This window comes from Streptomyces sp. NPDC006208, from assembly GCF_040613775.1.
Taxonomy (GTDB): Bacteria; Actinomycetota; Actinomycetes; order Streptomycetales; family Streptomycetaceae; genus Streptomyces.
The window spans coordinates 110,123-124,084 of sequence record NZ_JBEXSW010000013.1 but is presented as its reverse complement, the minus strand read 5'-3'; the positions used below and the strand labels follow the sequence as shown (position 1 = coordinate 124,084).

The following is a 13,962-nucleotide window of genomic DNA, read 5'->3' as shown; positions in this document are numbered from 1 at the left end:
GCCCGCAGGGCTGGGGCGCGGACACCCCGCTCATCCGACCGACATGGTCCCCGGGCGCACCAGATTCTCCGCGAGCAGCAGTTCCTTCACCTTGTCCGACAGCATGTCCAGCTGGCGCAGCACATGGATCACCTGCTGGAACAGCATCTGCCGGTAGGTGGCCATCATCGGGTTCGTGCGGGCGAAGTGCAGCCCCGTGGCCACGTCCAGTTCCATCCGCTCCCAGACCTCGCGGAGCATGAAGCGGCGTGACATCAGCCGGATCGACTCCAGCAGGAAGTCCTCGCGCTCACGCCGCTCGGCCGAGGTCACCTGTTGGTACATGCCGGTGAGCGAGGTGACGCCGAAGGCGATGTGCCGGGCCTCGTCGTTCGCGACCATCCTGGTGATCTGCCGGATCACGGGGTCGCCGAAGCCGCTGCTCGCCAGCCTCAGCCCGGTGATCGCCAAGCCCTCCACGACCACCTGCATGCCGAGGTACACGATGTCCCACCTGGACTCCGACAGCAGATCGTGCAGAAGCGTCCGGAGCCCGGGATTGATCGGGTAGACGGTGCCCAGCTTCTCGTCGACATAGCGCGCGAAGGCCTCCACATGACGCGCCTCGTCCGCGACCTGGGAGGCGGCGTAGGTCTTGGCCTCCATGTCGGGCACGGTCTCGACCAGACGGGCCGTGGTCACCAGCGCGCCCTGCTCACCGTGCAGGAACTGGCTGCACATCCAGGCCTGGTACTCCCAGCGGAACTGGGTGAGCAGTTCGCGCGGCACCGGGCTGCCCTCGCCCACGACGAAGGACGCGAGCCGCGCGCCGTTCTCCTCCGACAGCTCGGCCCCGAACTGGACGTCGTGGTCCCAGTCGATGTCGGTGGTGGCGTTCCACTGCGAGGCCTTGTTCTTCTCGTAGAGGCTCCACACCCGGCTGTCACGTTTCCCGTAGTTCCAGTTCAGGCAGGCCCGGAAGATCGCGTCGACCTCCATCAGGTCGGCCGTGACGGTGTCCAGGGTGAAGAACGTCGCGTCGACTGCCTCGTCAGGAACAGCGGTCATCGGAAGGCGATCCCCTCGGGCGCAGAAGCAGGCATGACTTTCGGTCACCATCCTCTGCGCGCGAGGAGACCACTCTCCAGGCAGGTGCGGGGCAACTCGGCGGCAGACCGGTTGCCGGTCCCCGTGCCTGGTCCCCTCGCCGCCTCCGATCCACGATGAGCCGCGCGGGCCACCGCCCCGGACGAGCGCCGGCCGACGAAAGGAGCGGGATGCGAACCCATGCCGCCGCACGACCCTCCCCCCTCGCGAACACTCCGACGCGTGGTGTGGACAGTCCGTGGATCGTCGGCCGGGTGACCGCGCCCAGCCCTCGCCTGCGGTTGATCTGCCTGCCGCAGGCGGGCGGCAGCGCGCGGTCGTTCGCCCCCTGGCGGCTCACTCCGCCGGACGGCATCGAACTCGCGACGGTCGAGCTGCCCGGCCGTGGTGTGCGTGGTGCGGAGCCCCTGCTGGACACTCTCGAAGAACTGGCCGATGCCGTGATCGACGGCATCGCGGACGAGTTCGACCTGCCGTACGCACTCTTCGGCCACAGCTTCGGCGCTCTCCTCGGCTACGAGATCGCTCTTCGCATCGGCCGGCGTGGCCTGGCCCCGCCCCGCGCCCTGCTCGTCTCCGCCTGCCGGGCGCCGCACACCCCGGTGCGCAAGCGGATCACGGACCGGGACGACCAGGGGCTGCTCGACTGGCTGGACGGGTTCGGCGGATTTCCCCCTGAACTGCGGCAGTATCCCGCCTACTTGCGATACGCCGTGCGTACGGTTCGCTACGACCTCTCGCTCGCCGAGCAGTACCGCAGCCCCGGACCGGCCCCGGTCGACTGCCCCCTGCACGTCCTCGGCGGCGCCGAGGATCCGCTGGTGGACGAGGCGCAGTTGGAGCGCTGGCGCGAGTGCTCCTCGGCCGGGTTCACCCTGCAGGTGCTTCCCGGCGGGCACGACTACCTCTTCACCGGTGCTCCGGCCGCGCTCGACGCCGTCACGGCGGCGCTTCGATGACCGGCCGAGCGGCCGCCGGAACCGGGGCGGCGATGCCACCGGGTACGGATCGGAGCTGATCCGCGCACCGGCAACACGGCCCGGCCACAGCACCGCCTGAGGGCAGGGAAACTGCCGGTCGGCTGCCTGGCCCGTATGGGCGGCCGGACGAAATCATCACCGAAGTGGCCGAAACCGGTCACCACACCTCCCACCGACCAGCCGCCGCTCCCGCGCGCCGCTGACTGCTCCCGGGGATGACCTGACAGTGAACGAAGTGACACAGTCGCCCATCGAGTCCGCGCTGCCCCTCACGCCGCTGCAGGAGGGCATGTTCTTCCACGCGCTGTACGACTCCGAGGCCGCGGACGTCTACACCATCCAGGCCCCCTTCGAGCTGTTCGGCGACGTATCGGCACCGGCACTGCGTGTGGCCTGCGCCGCCACGCTTGCGCGTCACAGTGTCCTTCGGGCCGGCTTCCGCCAGCGCGCGAACGGACAGTCGGTGCAACTGGTCCGGCGCACCGTGAAGATGCCGTGGACGGAGCTCGACCTCTCCGCGGATCCCGAGACCGAACGCCGGAAGAAGCTGCTGGCCTTCCTCGAGGAGGAGCGGCTGCGCCGCTTCGACATGGCGGCACCCCCGCTCATGCGCTTCGCACTGATCCGCCTCGCGGAGAGCCAGTACGCGTTCGTCCTGACCTACCATCACATCCTGCTGGACGGCTGGTCCTTGCCACTGGTGCTGGAGGATCTGTTCACGCTGTACGGCCGCGAGGTGGGCGGGGACGCCCCCGGCGCGGGCAGCGGCGACGAACTCGCCCCGGCCGCGCCCTTCTCCGACTTCCTTCGGTGGCTCTCCCGGCAGGACCGCCCCGCCGCCGAACAGGCCTGGCGGGAGGCGCTCCAAGGGTTGGAGGAGCCGACGCTCGTCGCTCCCGGAGCCCCCGCCGGCGGCGCCGGGACGATGCCCGGCATGACGTACGTGACACTCCCGCAGGACACGACCGAGGCCCTGACGGCGACCGCCCGGACGTACGGTCTCACCCTCAACACCGTGGTGCAGGGCGTCTGGTCGCTGCTGCTCTCGGTGCTGACCGGACGGGACGACGTGGTGTTCGGCCAGACGGTGCACGGCCGCCCGCCGCAGCTGCCCGGCGCCGACTCCGTGGTCGGCCTGCTGATGAACACGATCCCGGTGCGGGTGCGGCTCGACCCTGCGGAGTCGATGGCCGCCCTGTTCGCCCGGATCCAGGACGAGCAGCTGGCGCTCAATCCGCACCAGCACCTCGGGCTGACCGAGGTGCGCCGCCTCACCGGGCTGGACACGCTCTTCGACACCTCGACCAACTTCGGGGACGCGCCCTTCGGCTGGGGATCCGTACAGGACTGCGTGCCAGGTCTGCGGATCGCCCCGCTCACCGAGGACCCGCAGGTCACGGACGCAGGCATGGACGCGGACATGGACGCGGACACGGCCGGCCGGCAGGAGATCACCGGCTCCACCCACTACCCGCTGAGCGTCGTCGCCGTTCCCGGATCCCGGCTGCGTCTCCAGCTCAGCTACCACAAGGACCTGTTCGACACCACGCGCCTGGAACTGATCCGCATCCGCCTGCGGTTGCTGCTCGACACCTTCGTCGAGGCCCCCGCGACCCCCGTCGCGCACATCCCCCTGCTGACCGGCGAGGAGCGGGACCAGGTGCTGGAGCGGTGGGGCCGCCATCCCGGGGCGCAGGCGGACCCGGTCTCCGAACGCCCGCCGGCGACGCCGGCCCAGCGGTTCGAGTGCCAGGTACGCGAGACCCCCGACGCGCCGGCCGTGGCCGACGCCGAGCACACCCTCAGCTACCGCCGGCTCGACGAGGCCGCCAACCGGACGGCCCGCCTTCTGCTGAAGCGAGGTGTGCGGCCGGGTGACTTCGTCGCCGTGGCGCTGCCGCGCAGTACCGACCTGATCGTGGCCTTGCTGGGAACTCTGAAGGCAGGGGCCGCGTACCTGCCGGTCGACCTCGGGTACCCGCCGGAACGTATCTCGTTCATGATGGCCGACGCCGCCCCGACCGCTGTCATCTGCTCCGACACCGGCCACCCGGCGCTCGCCGGACACCCGTCGGTGGTCGCGATCGGCGATCCGGCCGTCCAGGCCGAGCTGGCAGCGCTGCCGGAGCACGAGGTGGACGACGACGAGCGCGGTGCGCCTGTACGGCTCGCCGACACCGCCTATGTCATCTACACCTCGGGCTCGACCGGCCGACCCAAGGGCGTCGCGGTGGAGCACCGCACGGTCGACAACTACCTCGCCTTCGCCCGCGCGGCCTACCCGGGGCTCGCCGAACAGGCCCTGGTGCACTCCCCGCTCTCCTTCGACCTCACCGTCACCGGTATTTTCGGGCCGCTGACGTCGGGCGGTCTGGTACGCCTCGTCGACCTGGACGACTTCGACGCCCCGGCCGGGGCGGGACGGGCGCCCGCGTTCGTCAAGGCCACGCCCAGCCATCTGCCCGTACTGGTCGCGTCCGACGCGTGGTACTCGCCCACGAGCGAACTCGTCCTGGGAGGCGAGCAGTTGACCGGCGAGGCGCTGGCCGAGTGGCGGGCACGCCATCCGGGCGTGACGGTCGTGAACGAGTACGGCCCCACGGAGGCGACCGTGGGCTGCATGGAGTACCGCCTGGAGCCCGGGCACCCCTCGCCGCAGGGCGCGGTGCCGATCGGCCGGCCCGTCCCCGGCGCCCGGGTCCATGTCCTGGACGGCTGCCTGCGCCCGGTCCCCGCAGGCGTCCCGGGCGAGCTGTACGTCGGCGGTGACGTACTCGCCCGCGGCTATGTCGGGCGGCCGGGACTCTCCGCGACCCGCTTCGTCGCCGACCCCTTCGGCGCGCCGGGTGCCCGGATGTACCGCACCGGCGACATCGCCTGGTGGCAGCCCGACGGCACCATGGTCTACGGGGGCCGGGCCGACGACCAGGTCAAGGTCCGTGGGTTCCGGATCGAGCTGGGCGAGGTCGAGACCGTGGTCGGGGCCGACCCCGCGGTCGCGCAGGCCGCCGCGGCGGTACGGGCGGACCGGCGCGGGGTGCCGCGTCTGGTGGCGTACGTCGTGCCCGCGGCCGGCAAGGAGGCCGAACTCGCCACCCTGGGGGAGCGCGTGGCGTCTGTGCTGCCCCCGTACATGGTCCCCTCCGGGTTCGTCACGCTGCCCACCCTGCCGTTGACCCCCAACGGCAAGGTCGACCGTGCCGCGCTCCCCGCCCTGCCCGCCACGGACCCGGCGGACGTGAGGGACTCGGCGGAAGAAGGAGCGCGGCAGCAGGGGGAGCCCGCTGTGGACGCCGCCCGGCAGAGCGCCGGCGCGGCGGGGAGCGTCGAGGCTGTTCTCGCCGGGTTGTTCGGGCAGGTGCTGGGTGTCGAGAGTGCCGGGCCGGGGGACGACTTCTTCGCGCTGGGTGGTGATTCGATCACGGTGATCCAGTTGGTGGCTCGGGCGCGTGAGGCGGGTTTGCGGCTCACTCCGAAGCAGGTCTTCACGCACCGTACGGCCACCGCTCTCGCCGCGTTCCTCGAGCAGCGGAGCACGCCGGAAACGGCACCGCAGCAGCGGCCGGCTCCCCCCACCGCCCGCGAGCAGGCGGTCAGGTCCGGTGCGGCGGGGAGCGTCGAGGCTGTTCTCGCGGGGCTGTTCGGGCAGGTGCTGGGTGTCGAGAGTGCCGGGCCGGGGGACGACTTCTTCGCGCTGGGTGGTGATTCGATCACGGTGATCCAGTTGGTGGCTCGGGCGCGTGAGGCGGGTTTGCGGCTCACTCCGAAGCAGGTCTTCACGCACCGTACGGCCACCGCTCTCGCCGCGTTCCTCGAGCAGCGGAGCACGCCGGAAACGACCCCGGCCGACCCCTCCCGCGCCCGGGAGCAGGCCTCCGTCGTCGTCCCCGCCACGCCGATCATGCAGTGGCTCCGGGGACGTGGCGGCACGGCCGACGCGTTCCACCAGTCGACCCTGCTCCGCGTGCCGCCCGGGCTCGGCACCGACCGGCTGGCCGTCGCCGTACGAGCCGTCGTGGAGCGCCACCAGTCGCTGCACGGACGCCTGCAGGACAACGGCTCCCTCGCCGTGGACCCGGTGGACCCGGACACGCTGCGGGACGCGGTCCGGCGCGTCGACGTGTCCGGCCTCCCCGCCGACTCCGTCCGCCGCACGATCTCCGCATGCGCCGGCGATGACGCCGACGCGCTCGCGCCGCGCGACGGTGTGATGCTGCGGGTCACCTGGTTCGACGCGGGCGAGGGCGGGCAGGGGCGGCTGCTCGTCACCGTGCACCACCTGGCCGTCGACGCCGTCTCCTGGCACATCCTGCTGACCGATCTGTACACGGCCTGGCACAGTGCCGCGTCCGGTGCCGCCCCGCTGCTGGACCTGGTACCGCTCCCGCTGCGGGACTGGAGCCGGAGACTGCACGCCGAGGCGAGGACCCCCGCCGTGCTGGGCGAACTCCCCTTCTGGCACCGGGTCCTGGACACGGGCGGTATCGCGGTCACCGACGCCCGGCTCTCGCCGTCGAACGACATCTTCGCGACGGCCGGTGAACTGCGCCTCACACTCCCCGCGGACCTGACCGCCGCGCTGCTCACCACGGTGCCCGCCACCTTCGGCACCCGCACCGACGAAGTACTGCTCACCGGCCTGGCGCTCGCCGTCGCCGCCTGGCGGCGCGCCGAGGCCGGCCGCGGCACCGCCGTGCTGATCGACGTCGAGGGGCACGGCCGCGAGCAGATCGCCGAGGACGTCGACCTGTCGGGCACCGTCGGCTGGCTCACCTCGCTGTATCCGGTGCGGATCGACCCCGGGCCCGTGGACTGGGCCGCGGACGGCGACCCGGCGGACCCGCGCCTCGGCGACGCCCTGCGCCGGGTCACCGCTCAGGTCCGGCGGATCCCCCGGCGCGGTATCGGCTTCGGCCTGCTGCGCCATCTGAACCCGGACACCGCCGCAGAGCTGTCCGCCCACCCGGACCCGCAGATCGGCTTCAACTACCTCGGCAGGAACGCCGATGCGGAAGAAGGCGACTGGAGCGTGGCACCCGAGTCCGACGCGCTGCCCGTCGGGGCCGATCCGCGGATGCCCCTGGCCCACGTCATCGAGCTGAACGCGGCGGTCGACGAGGGCCCGGCAGGCCCGCAGCTGGTCGCCCACTGGCACTGGGCCCGCCGCCTGTTGTCCGAGGAGGAGATCGGCGACCTGGCCGGGCTCTGGTTCGCGGCACTGCGCACGCTCGTGGCACACGGGACGAGTACGGCGGCGCTCGTCCGGCGGCAGGCACCCGGCCTCCCGCAGGAGGTCGACGAGGACGAGCTCACCCGCCTCGGCGAGCGGGCAGGCACACCGGTCGCACAGGTCCTGCCGCTGACGCCGATGCAGGAGGGGCTGCTCTTCCATGCCCGGTACGACAGCCGTGATCTCGACGTCTACAACGTCCAGATCGCCCTCGAGGTGCAGGGACAGCTCGACGCCGAGCGCTTCCGGGAGGCCTGCGACGCCCTGCTGCGGCGCCATCCGATGCTGCGCGCGGGCTTCGTGCAGCGGCGGTCGGGGGAGCCGGTGCAGGTCATCCCGGAGCAGGTCCGGATGGACTGGCACGCCCACGACCTGACCGGTCCCGACCCGCAGGAACAGGCCGCGCGGCTGGAGACACTGCTCGACGCCGACCGGCGTCGGCGCTTCGACCCGGCACGGCCGCCGCTGATGCGCTGCACCCTCATCACGCTGGACGAGGACCGCCAGAAGCTGGTGCTGAGCATGCACCACCTGATCGTGGACGGCTGGACCACCTCGCTGCTCCTGCGCGACCTGCTCGCGCTCTTCGACCACGGCGGCGACGAGAGCGGTCTGCCGGATCCCGGTCACTACCCCGACCATCTGCGGTGGCTTGCCGCACAGGACCGCGAGGAGGCGTGCCTGGCCTGGAGCGACGCTCTGGCCGGCCTGAAGGAGCCCACCCTGGTCTGCCCGGACCAGGACATCGCGCGGATACGTGCCCTTCCCGAACGGATCGTCGTCGAGCTCTCCGAGACGGACACCTCCGCGCTGCTCGATGTCTCCCGCCGGCACGGTGTCACGCTCAACACGCTGCTCCGGGTGGCGTGGGCGCTGTGCCTGCACCGGCGGAACGGGCAGCGGGACATCACCTTCGGCGCCACGGTCTCCGGCAGAGAGGCCGAACTGCCGGGCGTCGAGGAAATGGTGGGGCTGTTCATCAACACCGTGCCGGTGCGGGTGCGCTTCGAGGCGTCCGAGCCGGTGGCCGCCCTGCTCCAACGCGTGCAGGGCGAGCATGCCGAACTGCTTCCGTACCACTACCTCGCCCTGGCCGACATCCAGCGGGCAGCGGGAGTGGGCACGCTGTTCGACAGCTGCGTCGTCGTCGAGAACTTCCCGACCGCCGAGGAACTCCCTGGCGCTCCCGACGACGGCCTGCGCCTGGTGGGCGTCGCCGGACACGACGCGTACCACTACCCGCTCAAGCTGATGGCCGCGCCCGGCCGGCAGCTGCACCTCGAAGTCAGCCACCGCCCCGACCTGTTCGACGCCGAGTCCGGGCAGCAGATCGCCGCTCACCTGCGGGAGCTCCTCGTGGAGCTTCCGGGGGCCATGGCGGCCCCGACCGAGCGCTTCCTGGCCCGCGTACCGACACCGGCCGCGCGGGGCGCGCACCGGCTGAGCGAACTGATCGCCGAGGTGCTGGGACTCGACCGTGTCGGGGCGGACGAGGACGTGTTCGGCCTCGGCTGCGACTCGCTGACGGCCCTGCGTCTGGCGGGCCGGATCGAGGCGGAACTGGGGCGGACCGTCGATGTCGCGACCGTCTTCCGCTGCCGTACCGCACGGGATCTCGACGCCGCACTCGGCTGAGGACGACACCGGCCCGTGCACCGAAGCCGCACCGAACCTGCCCGACCCGACAGCCGGCGGACACCCGGTCCCTAGACAGGAAGAGATGGAGCCATGACCAACCCCTTCGAGAACGAGGACGGCACCTTCCACGTGCTCGTCAACGAGGAGCGTCAGCACTGCCTGTGGCCCGCGTTCGTCCTGGTGCCGCGCGGCTGGGACGTCATCGTGGCCGAGTCCGACCGGCAGAGCTGCCTCGACTACATCGAGACGAACTGGACCGACATGCGTCCCGCAAGCCTGGCCGACTCGACCGACGCCGCATGACCCCTCATCCTCACAGACAGGTGACCCCGCACATGCAGAACAGCCCTGTGGTCGTCAATTCCTGGAACGAGTGGGACCCGCTCCAAGAGATGGTGGTCGGCTCCGCCGACAACGCCTGCTTCGAGCCGACCGAGCCGGGCAGCCGGCCCTCGATACGCAACGCCCCCGGCACGCCGTTCCCGACCGGTCCGAAGTCCAAAGAGGCCATCGATCTGGCCAACGAGGAACTCGCGGGCCTCGCGGCCCTGCTGGAGTCCCAGGGGGTCACGGTGCGCCGTCCCGAACCCCATGACTTCTCCACCCCGGTACGCACCCCCGACTTCGAGGCCGAGAACCAGTACTGCGCCGTCTGTCCGCGCGACGTGATGATCACCATGGGCAACGAGATCATCGAGGCCACCATGTCGCGCCGGGCCCGGTACTTCGAGTACCAGCCCTACCGCAAGCTGGTGTACGAGTACTGGAACGCCGACCCTCGCGTCGGCTGGACGACCGCGCCCAAGCCGTCGATGACCGACGGGATGTACCGCGAGGAGTTCTGGGAGTGGCCGCTGGAGCAGCGGCACGCGCAGATGCATTCCTTCGAGTTCTGCATCAACCAGGACGAAGTGATCTTCGACGCCGCCGACATGAGCCGGCTGGGCCGCGACATCCTGGTCCAGGAGTCGATGACCACCAACCGGGCGGGCATCCAGTGGCTGAAGCGGCATCTGGAGCCGCGCGGCTTCCGTGTCCACACGGTGCACTTCCCGCTGGACTTCTTCCCCTCGCACATCGACTGCACCTTCGTGCCGGTGCGTCCCGGCCTGATCCTCACCAACCCGGACCGCCCGCTGCGCGAAGGTGAGGAGAAGATGTTCCTCGCCAACGACTGGGAGCTGATCGACGTCCCGCAGCCCGTCCTGGGCAATGACGAGATGCCGCTGTACTGCCAGTCCTCCAAGTGGCTCTCGATGAACGTGCTGAGCATCTCGCCGACCAAGGTCATCTGCGAGGAACAGGAGAAGCCCCTCCAGGACCTGCTCACCAAGCTCGACTTCGAGGTCTTCACCGTCCCGTTCCGCAACGTGTTCGAGTACGGGGGCTCTCTCCACTGCGCCACCTGGGACGTGCGTCGCGAGGGCACGCGGGAGGACTACTTCCCGACCCTCACGTACCAGCCCGTGTTCTGACACACCTCAGCGATGCGCGCGAGGAGCGCCCCGGAGCCAGGCTCGAACCGGCACGGGGCGCTCCTGTGACGTCGGAGGTCAGACCTGGGCGGCGTACGAGACGAAGCTCGTCCACGAGGTGGGGGAGAGGGCGAGCTGGGGGCCCTGCTCGACCTTGGAGTCCCGGACATGGACCGTCGCGGGGGTCGTCGCCACCTCGATGCAGCTGTCGCCGGAACCACCGCTGTAGCTGCTCTTGAACCAGGCCAGTTCTGTGGTGCTCATGTTGCTCCTCGCATCCGCCGCAACAGGCTCAGGGAGTCGTCCAGGGAAAGAGCCTGTGAGCGCATCCTGGCATACCGCATCTGGAGCATGCTGACCACTTTGGGGTCCGAGATGAACTGGCCGCTCTCCTGCCCTTCGCAGTAGCCAAGCCACTTGTTGTCCGGGGTTTCCAGCAGCTGCATCGGACCGTCCAACCCTGCGTGGTTCTCGCACACTTGGGGCATGACCTGAATCTCGATGTTCCGCAGCTCTGCGAGATGCAGAACGTGCTCGACGAGTCCGATCGTGACGTCCGCCCCTCCTGTGCGCCGCAAGAAGAGTTGCTCCTCCAGGATGAAGCTGTACGCCGTGTTCGGCCGCTCCCAGAGCAACCGCTGCCGCTCCAGCCGAGCTGCCAACTGCGCCTCGATCTGGTCATCCCCCAGCGGCGGCAGCTGGTTGACGAACAGCCGTCGCGCGTACGCCTCCGTCTGCAACAGCCCGGGCACCAACCGGCACTCGTACGTGTAGAGGTTGACCGCCTCCGCCTCGAGCTGTGCCCACTGGCGGAACCAGCTCGCCAGCCCCGGCCGCCGTGACAGATGCCGTGCCGCACCCCGCAGTGTGCCGAAAGCGTCCAGTACCTCCTCCGCCCGGTCCACGAAGTCCGCCGGAGGAAACCTGCGCCCTTGTTCGATCGATGCGACCGTCGGCACCGAGTACCGAACCCGGGGCGCGAACTGCTCCTGCGTCAGCCGTGCCCGCTTTCTGAACGCCTTGACGACCTCCCCGAACGCCTTCAAGCTGTCCGAGCTCTCCGGTTCCGCCCCGCCGCCGCCCGTACCCTCCGCCGCGCCCAACTCGCCCGCCACCATGCCGGCCACCTCCACGTACGGTCGTAACCCGCCCATCGTCACGCTTCGTTACACGTACCGTCCACCTTTCGTACCCGTACGCTGACGCAGCGTACGGGTTTCGGTGCTGGTGAACTGGCATATGCCCAGGCCAGATTGGCCGTCATGACGACCCCCGCCACACCGGCACCTCACGACCTCGGTCAATCGCCCGTCACCGTATGTGTGTTCACCCAGCGCTTCAGCTCCACCCCGCGCGGCGCCCGCCTCGCCCGCCACCTCGCCGTCCATCAGCTCGACCGCTGGGGCGTCCCGCTTGGCAGCGACCTCTCCGACACCGCGGCTCTGCTGGTTGCGGAGTTGGCTGCCAACGCCGTGACGCACGGCCGGGTGCCCGGCCGGGACTTCGAGCTCACGCTGACCCGCGCTCCCGGCGCGATCCTCAGGATCGAGGTCTCCGACACCCGCGGCGAGAAGAGACCACCCGCTCCGGGCCGCCTGACCCCGCCCACTCCCGGGAAGACCTCCGGCCGAGGTCTGCTCCTGGTGGAGGCGCTGGCCGACCGGTGGTGTGTGCTCGACCGCGTACCCGTGGGCAAGACAGTCCGAGCCGAACTCGATCTGCCACGGCGCCCCACATGTGCCGAACCGGTTGGTGCTCTTGGGCACAGCGGCTCCAGCACTTCCCATTCACTGTCGGTCAGGTCACCCCGCTGAGCATGTGCTGCACAACGAGTCAGCTGATCGAGCAGATACTCGCAGCCGGAAAATCGCATGCGTCATGGACTGGCTGATCCTTACGCTGAAGTGATGGACTCTGTGCAGGTCAGGCCGATGCGAGAGGACGATCTCCCTTCGGCGGAGCGGGCTTCGGCAGTGACGTTCTTCGAGGCGGAGCAAAGCACCAGACGGGTCAGCGATCCGGAGGCCGAGCCGCGGTCGGCGGCCGCCTCGAAGCAGTGGATCGACCGGATGCGCTTCTTCCTGAGCATTGACCCAGGAGGGTGCTGGGTCGCGGTTGACGAGGATGCAGGCGCCGGCAGAGCGGTGGGGTTCGCCATCTCGCAGAACCGCGGACGTCTGTGGTTCCTCGCCACCTACGGAGTGCTGCCCGGTTGTCAAGGACAGGGCATCGGCAGGCGATTGCTGGACGCCGCCCTCGTCCACGCCGGCGGGCGTCCCGGCATCTTCTCGTCCAGCGTTCATCCCGGTGCCACACGTCGGTATCGGATGGCGGACTTCTCGCTCCACCCGCAGATGCGGATGGTCGGCACCGTGGACCGGTCCACGCTCCCCGTCATCGGTGGCCTCCGGGAGGGCCGGGCCGACGACTTCGAGTGGATGGACCGGCTGGACCAGGACCTGCGTGTTGCGGGCCACGGCCCGGACCACGGCTACATGCTCGACACCCTGCGGCTGGTGGTGTGCCGGGACAGAGCAAGGCCGGGATATGCCTACCTCGACGACCGGGGACGAGCGTCACTGCTGGCCGCCGCGCACCCGGAGACCGCGCAGAAACTGTTGTGGGAAGCCCTGGCCTCGTCACAGGGAACAACCTTGGTCAACTGCATCACCACCCCCAACGAGTGGGCGATCGACGTTGGCCTGGCCGCACGTCTCGACATCGGCCAGGAAGGCTATATCGCCGTCCGCGGCATGCCTGTTCCGGCGCCCTACCTCGCCAGCGGGCACTTTCTCTGACCTGCCTCCGTCGTCAGCGGCAGGTCCGTCCGCACAATCCCGGCACTGTCAGCCGCCCTTCTCGGTGGGGCCGCTCATGATCGGAGCTCAAGGCCGCCAACGGGGGGCCTGCTCGTCAGGGGTGTCCGGGCTGGCGAAGTGGAAGGGGACCGAGAGACGGGCGGCCAGGGCTCTGCCGGCCCTGTCGGCGGCTGCCGCAGACGGGTGCAGCATGCCGGGATCCTCGTCTCCGAGGTGCCGCACGGCCGCGCCCCGGTAGATGGTGGCCAGCCGGTGCTCGCCGGCGGGGTCGGCGGTGACGGCCAGCAGGTCCACGAACCAGTCGTGGACCGTGTCGCCGTCCCAGACGGCCTCGATCGCCACGACGCGGCCGGGGGCGCCGGCAGCACGGGCGGCCAAGGACTCCAGGTCGAGAGGGCAGTCGGGGGTGCGGGCGATCCTGTCGCCGTGGTGGAGATATCGGTCGTGGACGACGAGTTGGGCGTCGTTGAGCCCCAGACCGTGGGCGCGGCCGGTCTCGTAGACGATGCGGATGGCCTGCATGCGGGCGTCCTGGAGGACGTACCCGTCGACCTGTTCGCGGATACCGGCAGGCAGCAGCTCCCACCAGTCGGCCGTGGCGATGTCGGTCATCCAGAGTCTCCCCGTCTCCCGTGCGGCCCTCACGACAGAGACCGCCGAACGCCACTGTACGCACGGCGTCGCAGCCGTCCGCAGCGCGCCTTCGCACCCGAGGGTCGGCGCGACGAGCCCTT

Annotated in this window: 10 protein-coding genes; 6 read left to right on the top strand and 4 right to left on the bottom strand. The window is 70.4% G+C overall.

Translation table 11 applies throughout. The features are described from left to right. Positions 1–30: 30 nt before the first annotated feature. A complete protein-coding gene (locus tag ABZ208_RS13045; protein ID WP_356909543.1) occupies positions 31–1,047 on the bottom strand; it encodes a ferritin-like domain-containing protein in 1,017 nt (338 codons plus the stop codon). A gap of 209 nt (positions 1,048–1,256) precedes the next feature. Between ABZ208_RS13045 and ABZ208_RS13040 the strand changes: the two genes are divergently transcribed. The 4 genes from ABZ208_RS13040 (at position 1,257) to ABZ208_RS13025 (ending at position 10,409) form a co-directional block, all read left to right on the top strand. Beyond that, a complete protein-coding gene (locus tag ABZ208_RS13040) occupies positions 1,257–2,045 on the top strand; it encodes an alpha/beta fold hydrolase (RefSeq protein WP_356909542.1) in 789 nt (262 codons plus the stop codon). Positions 2,046–2,292: 247 nt separating this feature from the next. Further along, a complete protein-coding gene (locus ABZ208_RS13035) occupies positions 2,293–8,931 on the top strand; it encodes an amino acid adenylation domain-containing protein (RefSeq protein WP_356909541.1) in 6,639 nt (2,212 codons plus the stop codon). Between the two features lie 93 nt (positions 8,932–9,024). After that, positions 9,025–9,237 carry an MbtH family NRPS accessory protein gene (locus tag ABZ208_RS13030; RefSeq protein WP_356909540.1) on the top strand — a complete coding sequence of 71 codons (213 nt, stop codon included), beginning with the start codon at positions 9,025–9,027 and terminating at the stop codon, positions 9,235–9,237. 32 nt (positions 9,238–9,269) lie between these two features. Then, positions 9,270–10,409 carry a glycine amidinotransferase gene (locus tag ABZ208_RS13025; RefSeq protein ID WP_356909539.1) on the top strand — a complete coding sequence of 380 codons (1,140 nt, stop codon included), beginning with the start codon at positions 9,270–9,272 and terminating at the stop codon, positions 10,407–10,409. 78 nt (positions 10,410–10,487) lie between these two features. Here the strand turns inward: ABZ208_RS13025 and ABZ208_RS13020 are convergent, their stop codons facing one another. Further along, complete coding sequence (locus tag ABZ208_RS13020; protein WP_356909538.1) at positions 10,488–10,673, bottom strand: DUF397 domain-containing protein; 186 nt, start codon at positions 10,671–10,673, stop codon at positions 10,488–10,490. Then, the gene (locus ABZ208_RS13015) at positions 10,670–11,527 is read right to left on the bottom strand and encodes a helix-turn-helix transcriptional regulator (RefSeq protein ID WP_356909599.1); all 858 of its coding nucleotides are present in this window, start codon (positions 11,525–11,527) and stop codon (positions 10,670–10,672) included. The genes ABZ208_RS13020 and ABZ208_RS13015 overlap by 4 nt, the downstream gene beginning before the upstream one ends. A 144-nt stretch (positions 11,528–11,671) precedes the next feature. On the opposite strand from ABZ208_RS13015, the gene ABZ208_RS13010 reads away from it, so the two are divergent. Together ABZ208_RS13010 and ABZ208_RS13005 are read left to right on the top strand one after the other, a co-directional pair. Continuing rightward, a complete protein-coding gene (locus ABZ208_RS13010) occupies positions 11,672–12,223 on the top strand; it encodes an ATP-binding protein (RefSeq protein ID WP_356909537.1) in 552 nt (183 codons plus the stop codon). Positions 12,224–12,316: 93 nt separating this feature from the next. Next, the gene (locus ABZ208_RS13005; protein WP_356909536.1) at positions 12,317–13,207 is read left to right on the top strand and encodes a GNAT family N-acetyltransferase; all 891 of its coding nucleotides are present in this window, start codon (positions 12,317–12,319) and stop codon (positions 13,205–13,207) included. An 87-nt stretch (positions 13,208–13,294) separates the two neighbouring features. On the opposite strand, the gene ABZ208_RS13000 is transcribed toward ABZ208_RS13005, so the two are convergent. Next, positions 13,295–13,840 (bottom strand): hypothetical protein, encoded by a 546-nt coding sequence (locus tag ABZ208_RS13000; protein WP_356909535.1) that lies wholly within the window; start codon positions 13,838–13,840, stop codon positions 13,295–13,297. Between the last annotated feature and the right edge of the window lie 122 nt (positions 13,841–13,962).

Bases quoted from the DNA above. Each gene is read 5' to 3' on its own strand.
- ABZ208_RS13045 (WP_356909543.1), bottom strand. From the start codon at position 1,047: ATGACCGCTGTTCCTGACGAGGCAGTCGACGCGACGTTCTTCACCCTG.
- ABZ208_RS13040 (WP_356909542.1), top strand. From the start codon at position 1,257: ATGCGAACCCATGCCGCCGCACGACCCTCCCCCCTCGCGAACACTCCG.
- ABZ208_RS13025 (WP_356909539.1), top strand. From the start codon at position 9,270: ATGCAGAACAGCCCTGTGGTCGTCAATTCCTGGAACGAGTGGGACCCG.
- ABZ208_RS13015 (WP_356909599.1), bottom strand. From the start codon at position 11,527: ATGGTGGCGGGCGAGTTGGGCGCGGCGGAGGGTACGGGCGGCGGCGGG.
- ABZ208_RS13005 (WP_356909536.1), top strand. From the start codon at position 12,317: ATGGACTCTGTGCAGGTCAGGCCGATGCGAGAGGACGATCTCCCTTCG.
- ABZ208_RS13010 (WP_356909537.1), top strand. From the start codon at position 11,672: ATGACGACCCCCGCCACACCGGCACCTCACGACCTCGGTCAATCGCCC.
- ABZ208_RS13030 (WP_356909540.1), top strand. From the start codon at position 9,025: ATGACCAACCCCTTCGAGAACGAGGACGGCACCTTCCACGTGCTCGTC.
- ABZ208_RS13000 (WP_356909535.1), bottom strand. From the start codon at position 13,840: ATGACCGACATCGCCACGGCCGACTGGTGGGAGCTGCTGCCTGCCGGT.
- ABZ208_RS13020 (WP_356909538.1), bottom strand. From the start codon at position 10,673: ATGAGCACCACAGAACTGGCCTGGTTCAAGAGCAGCTACAGCGGTGGT.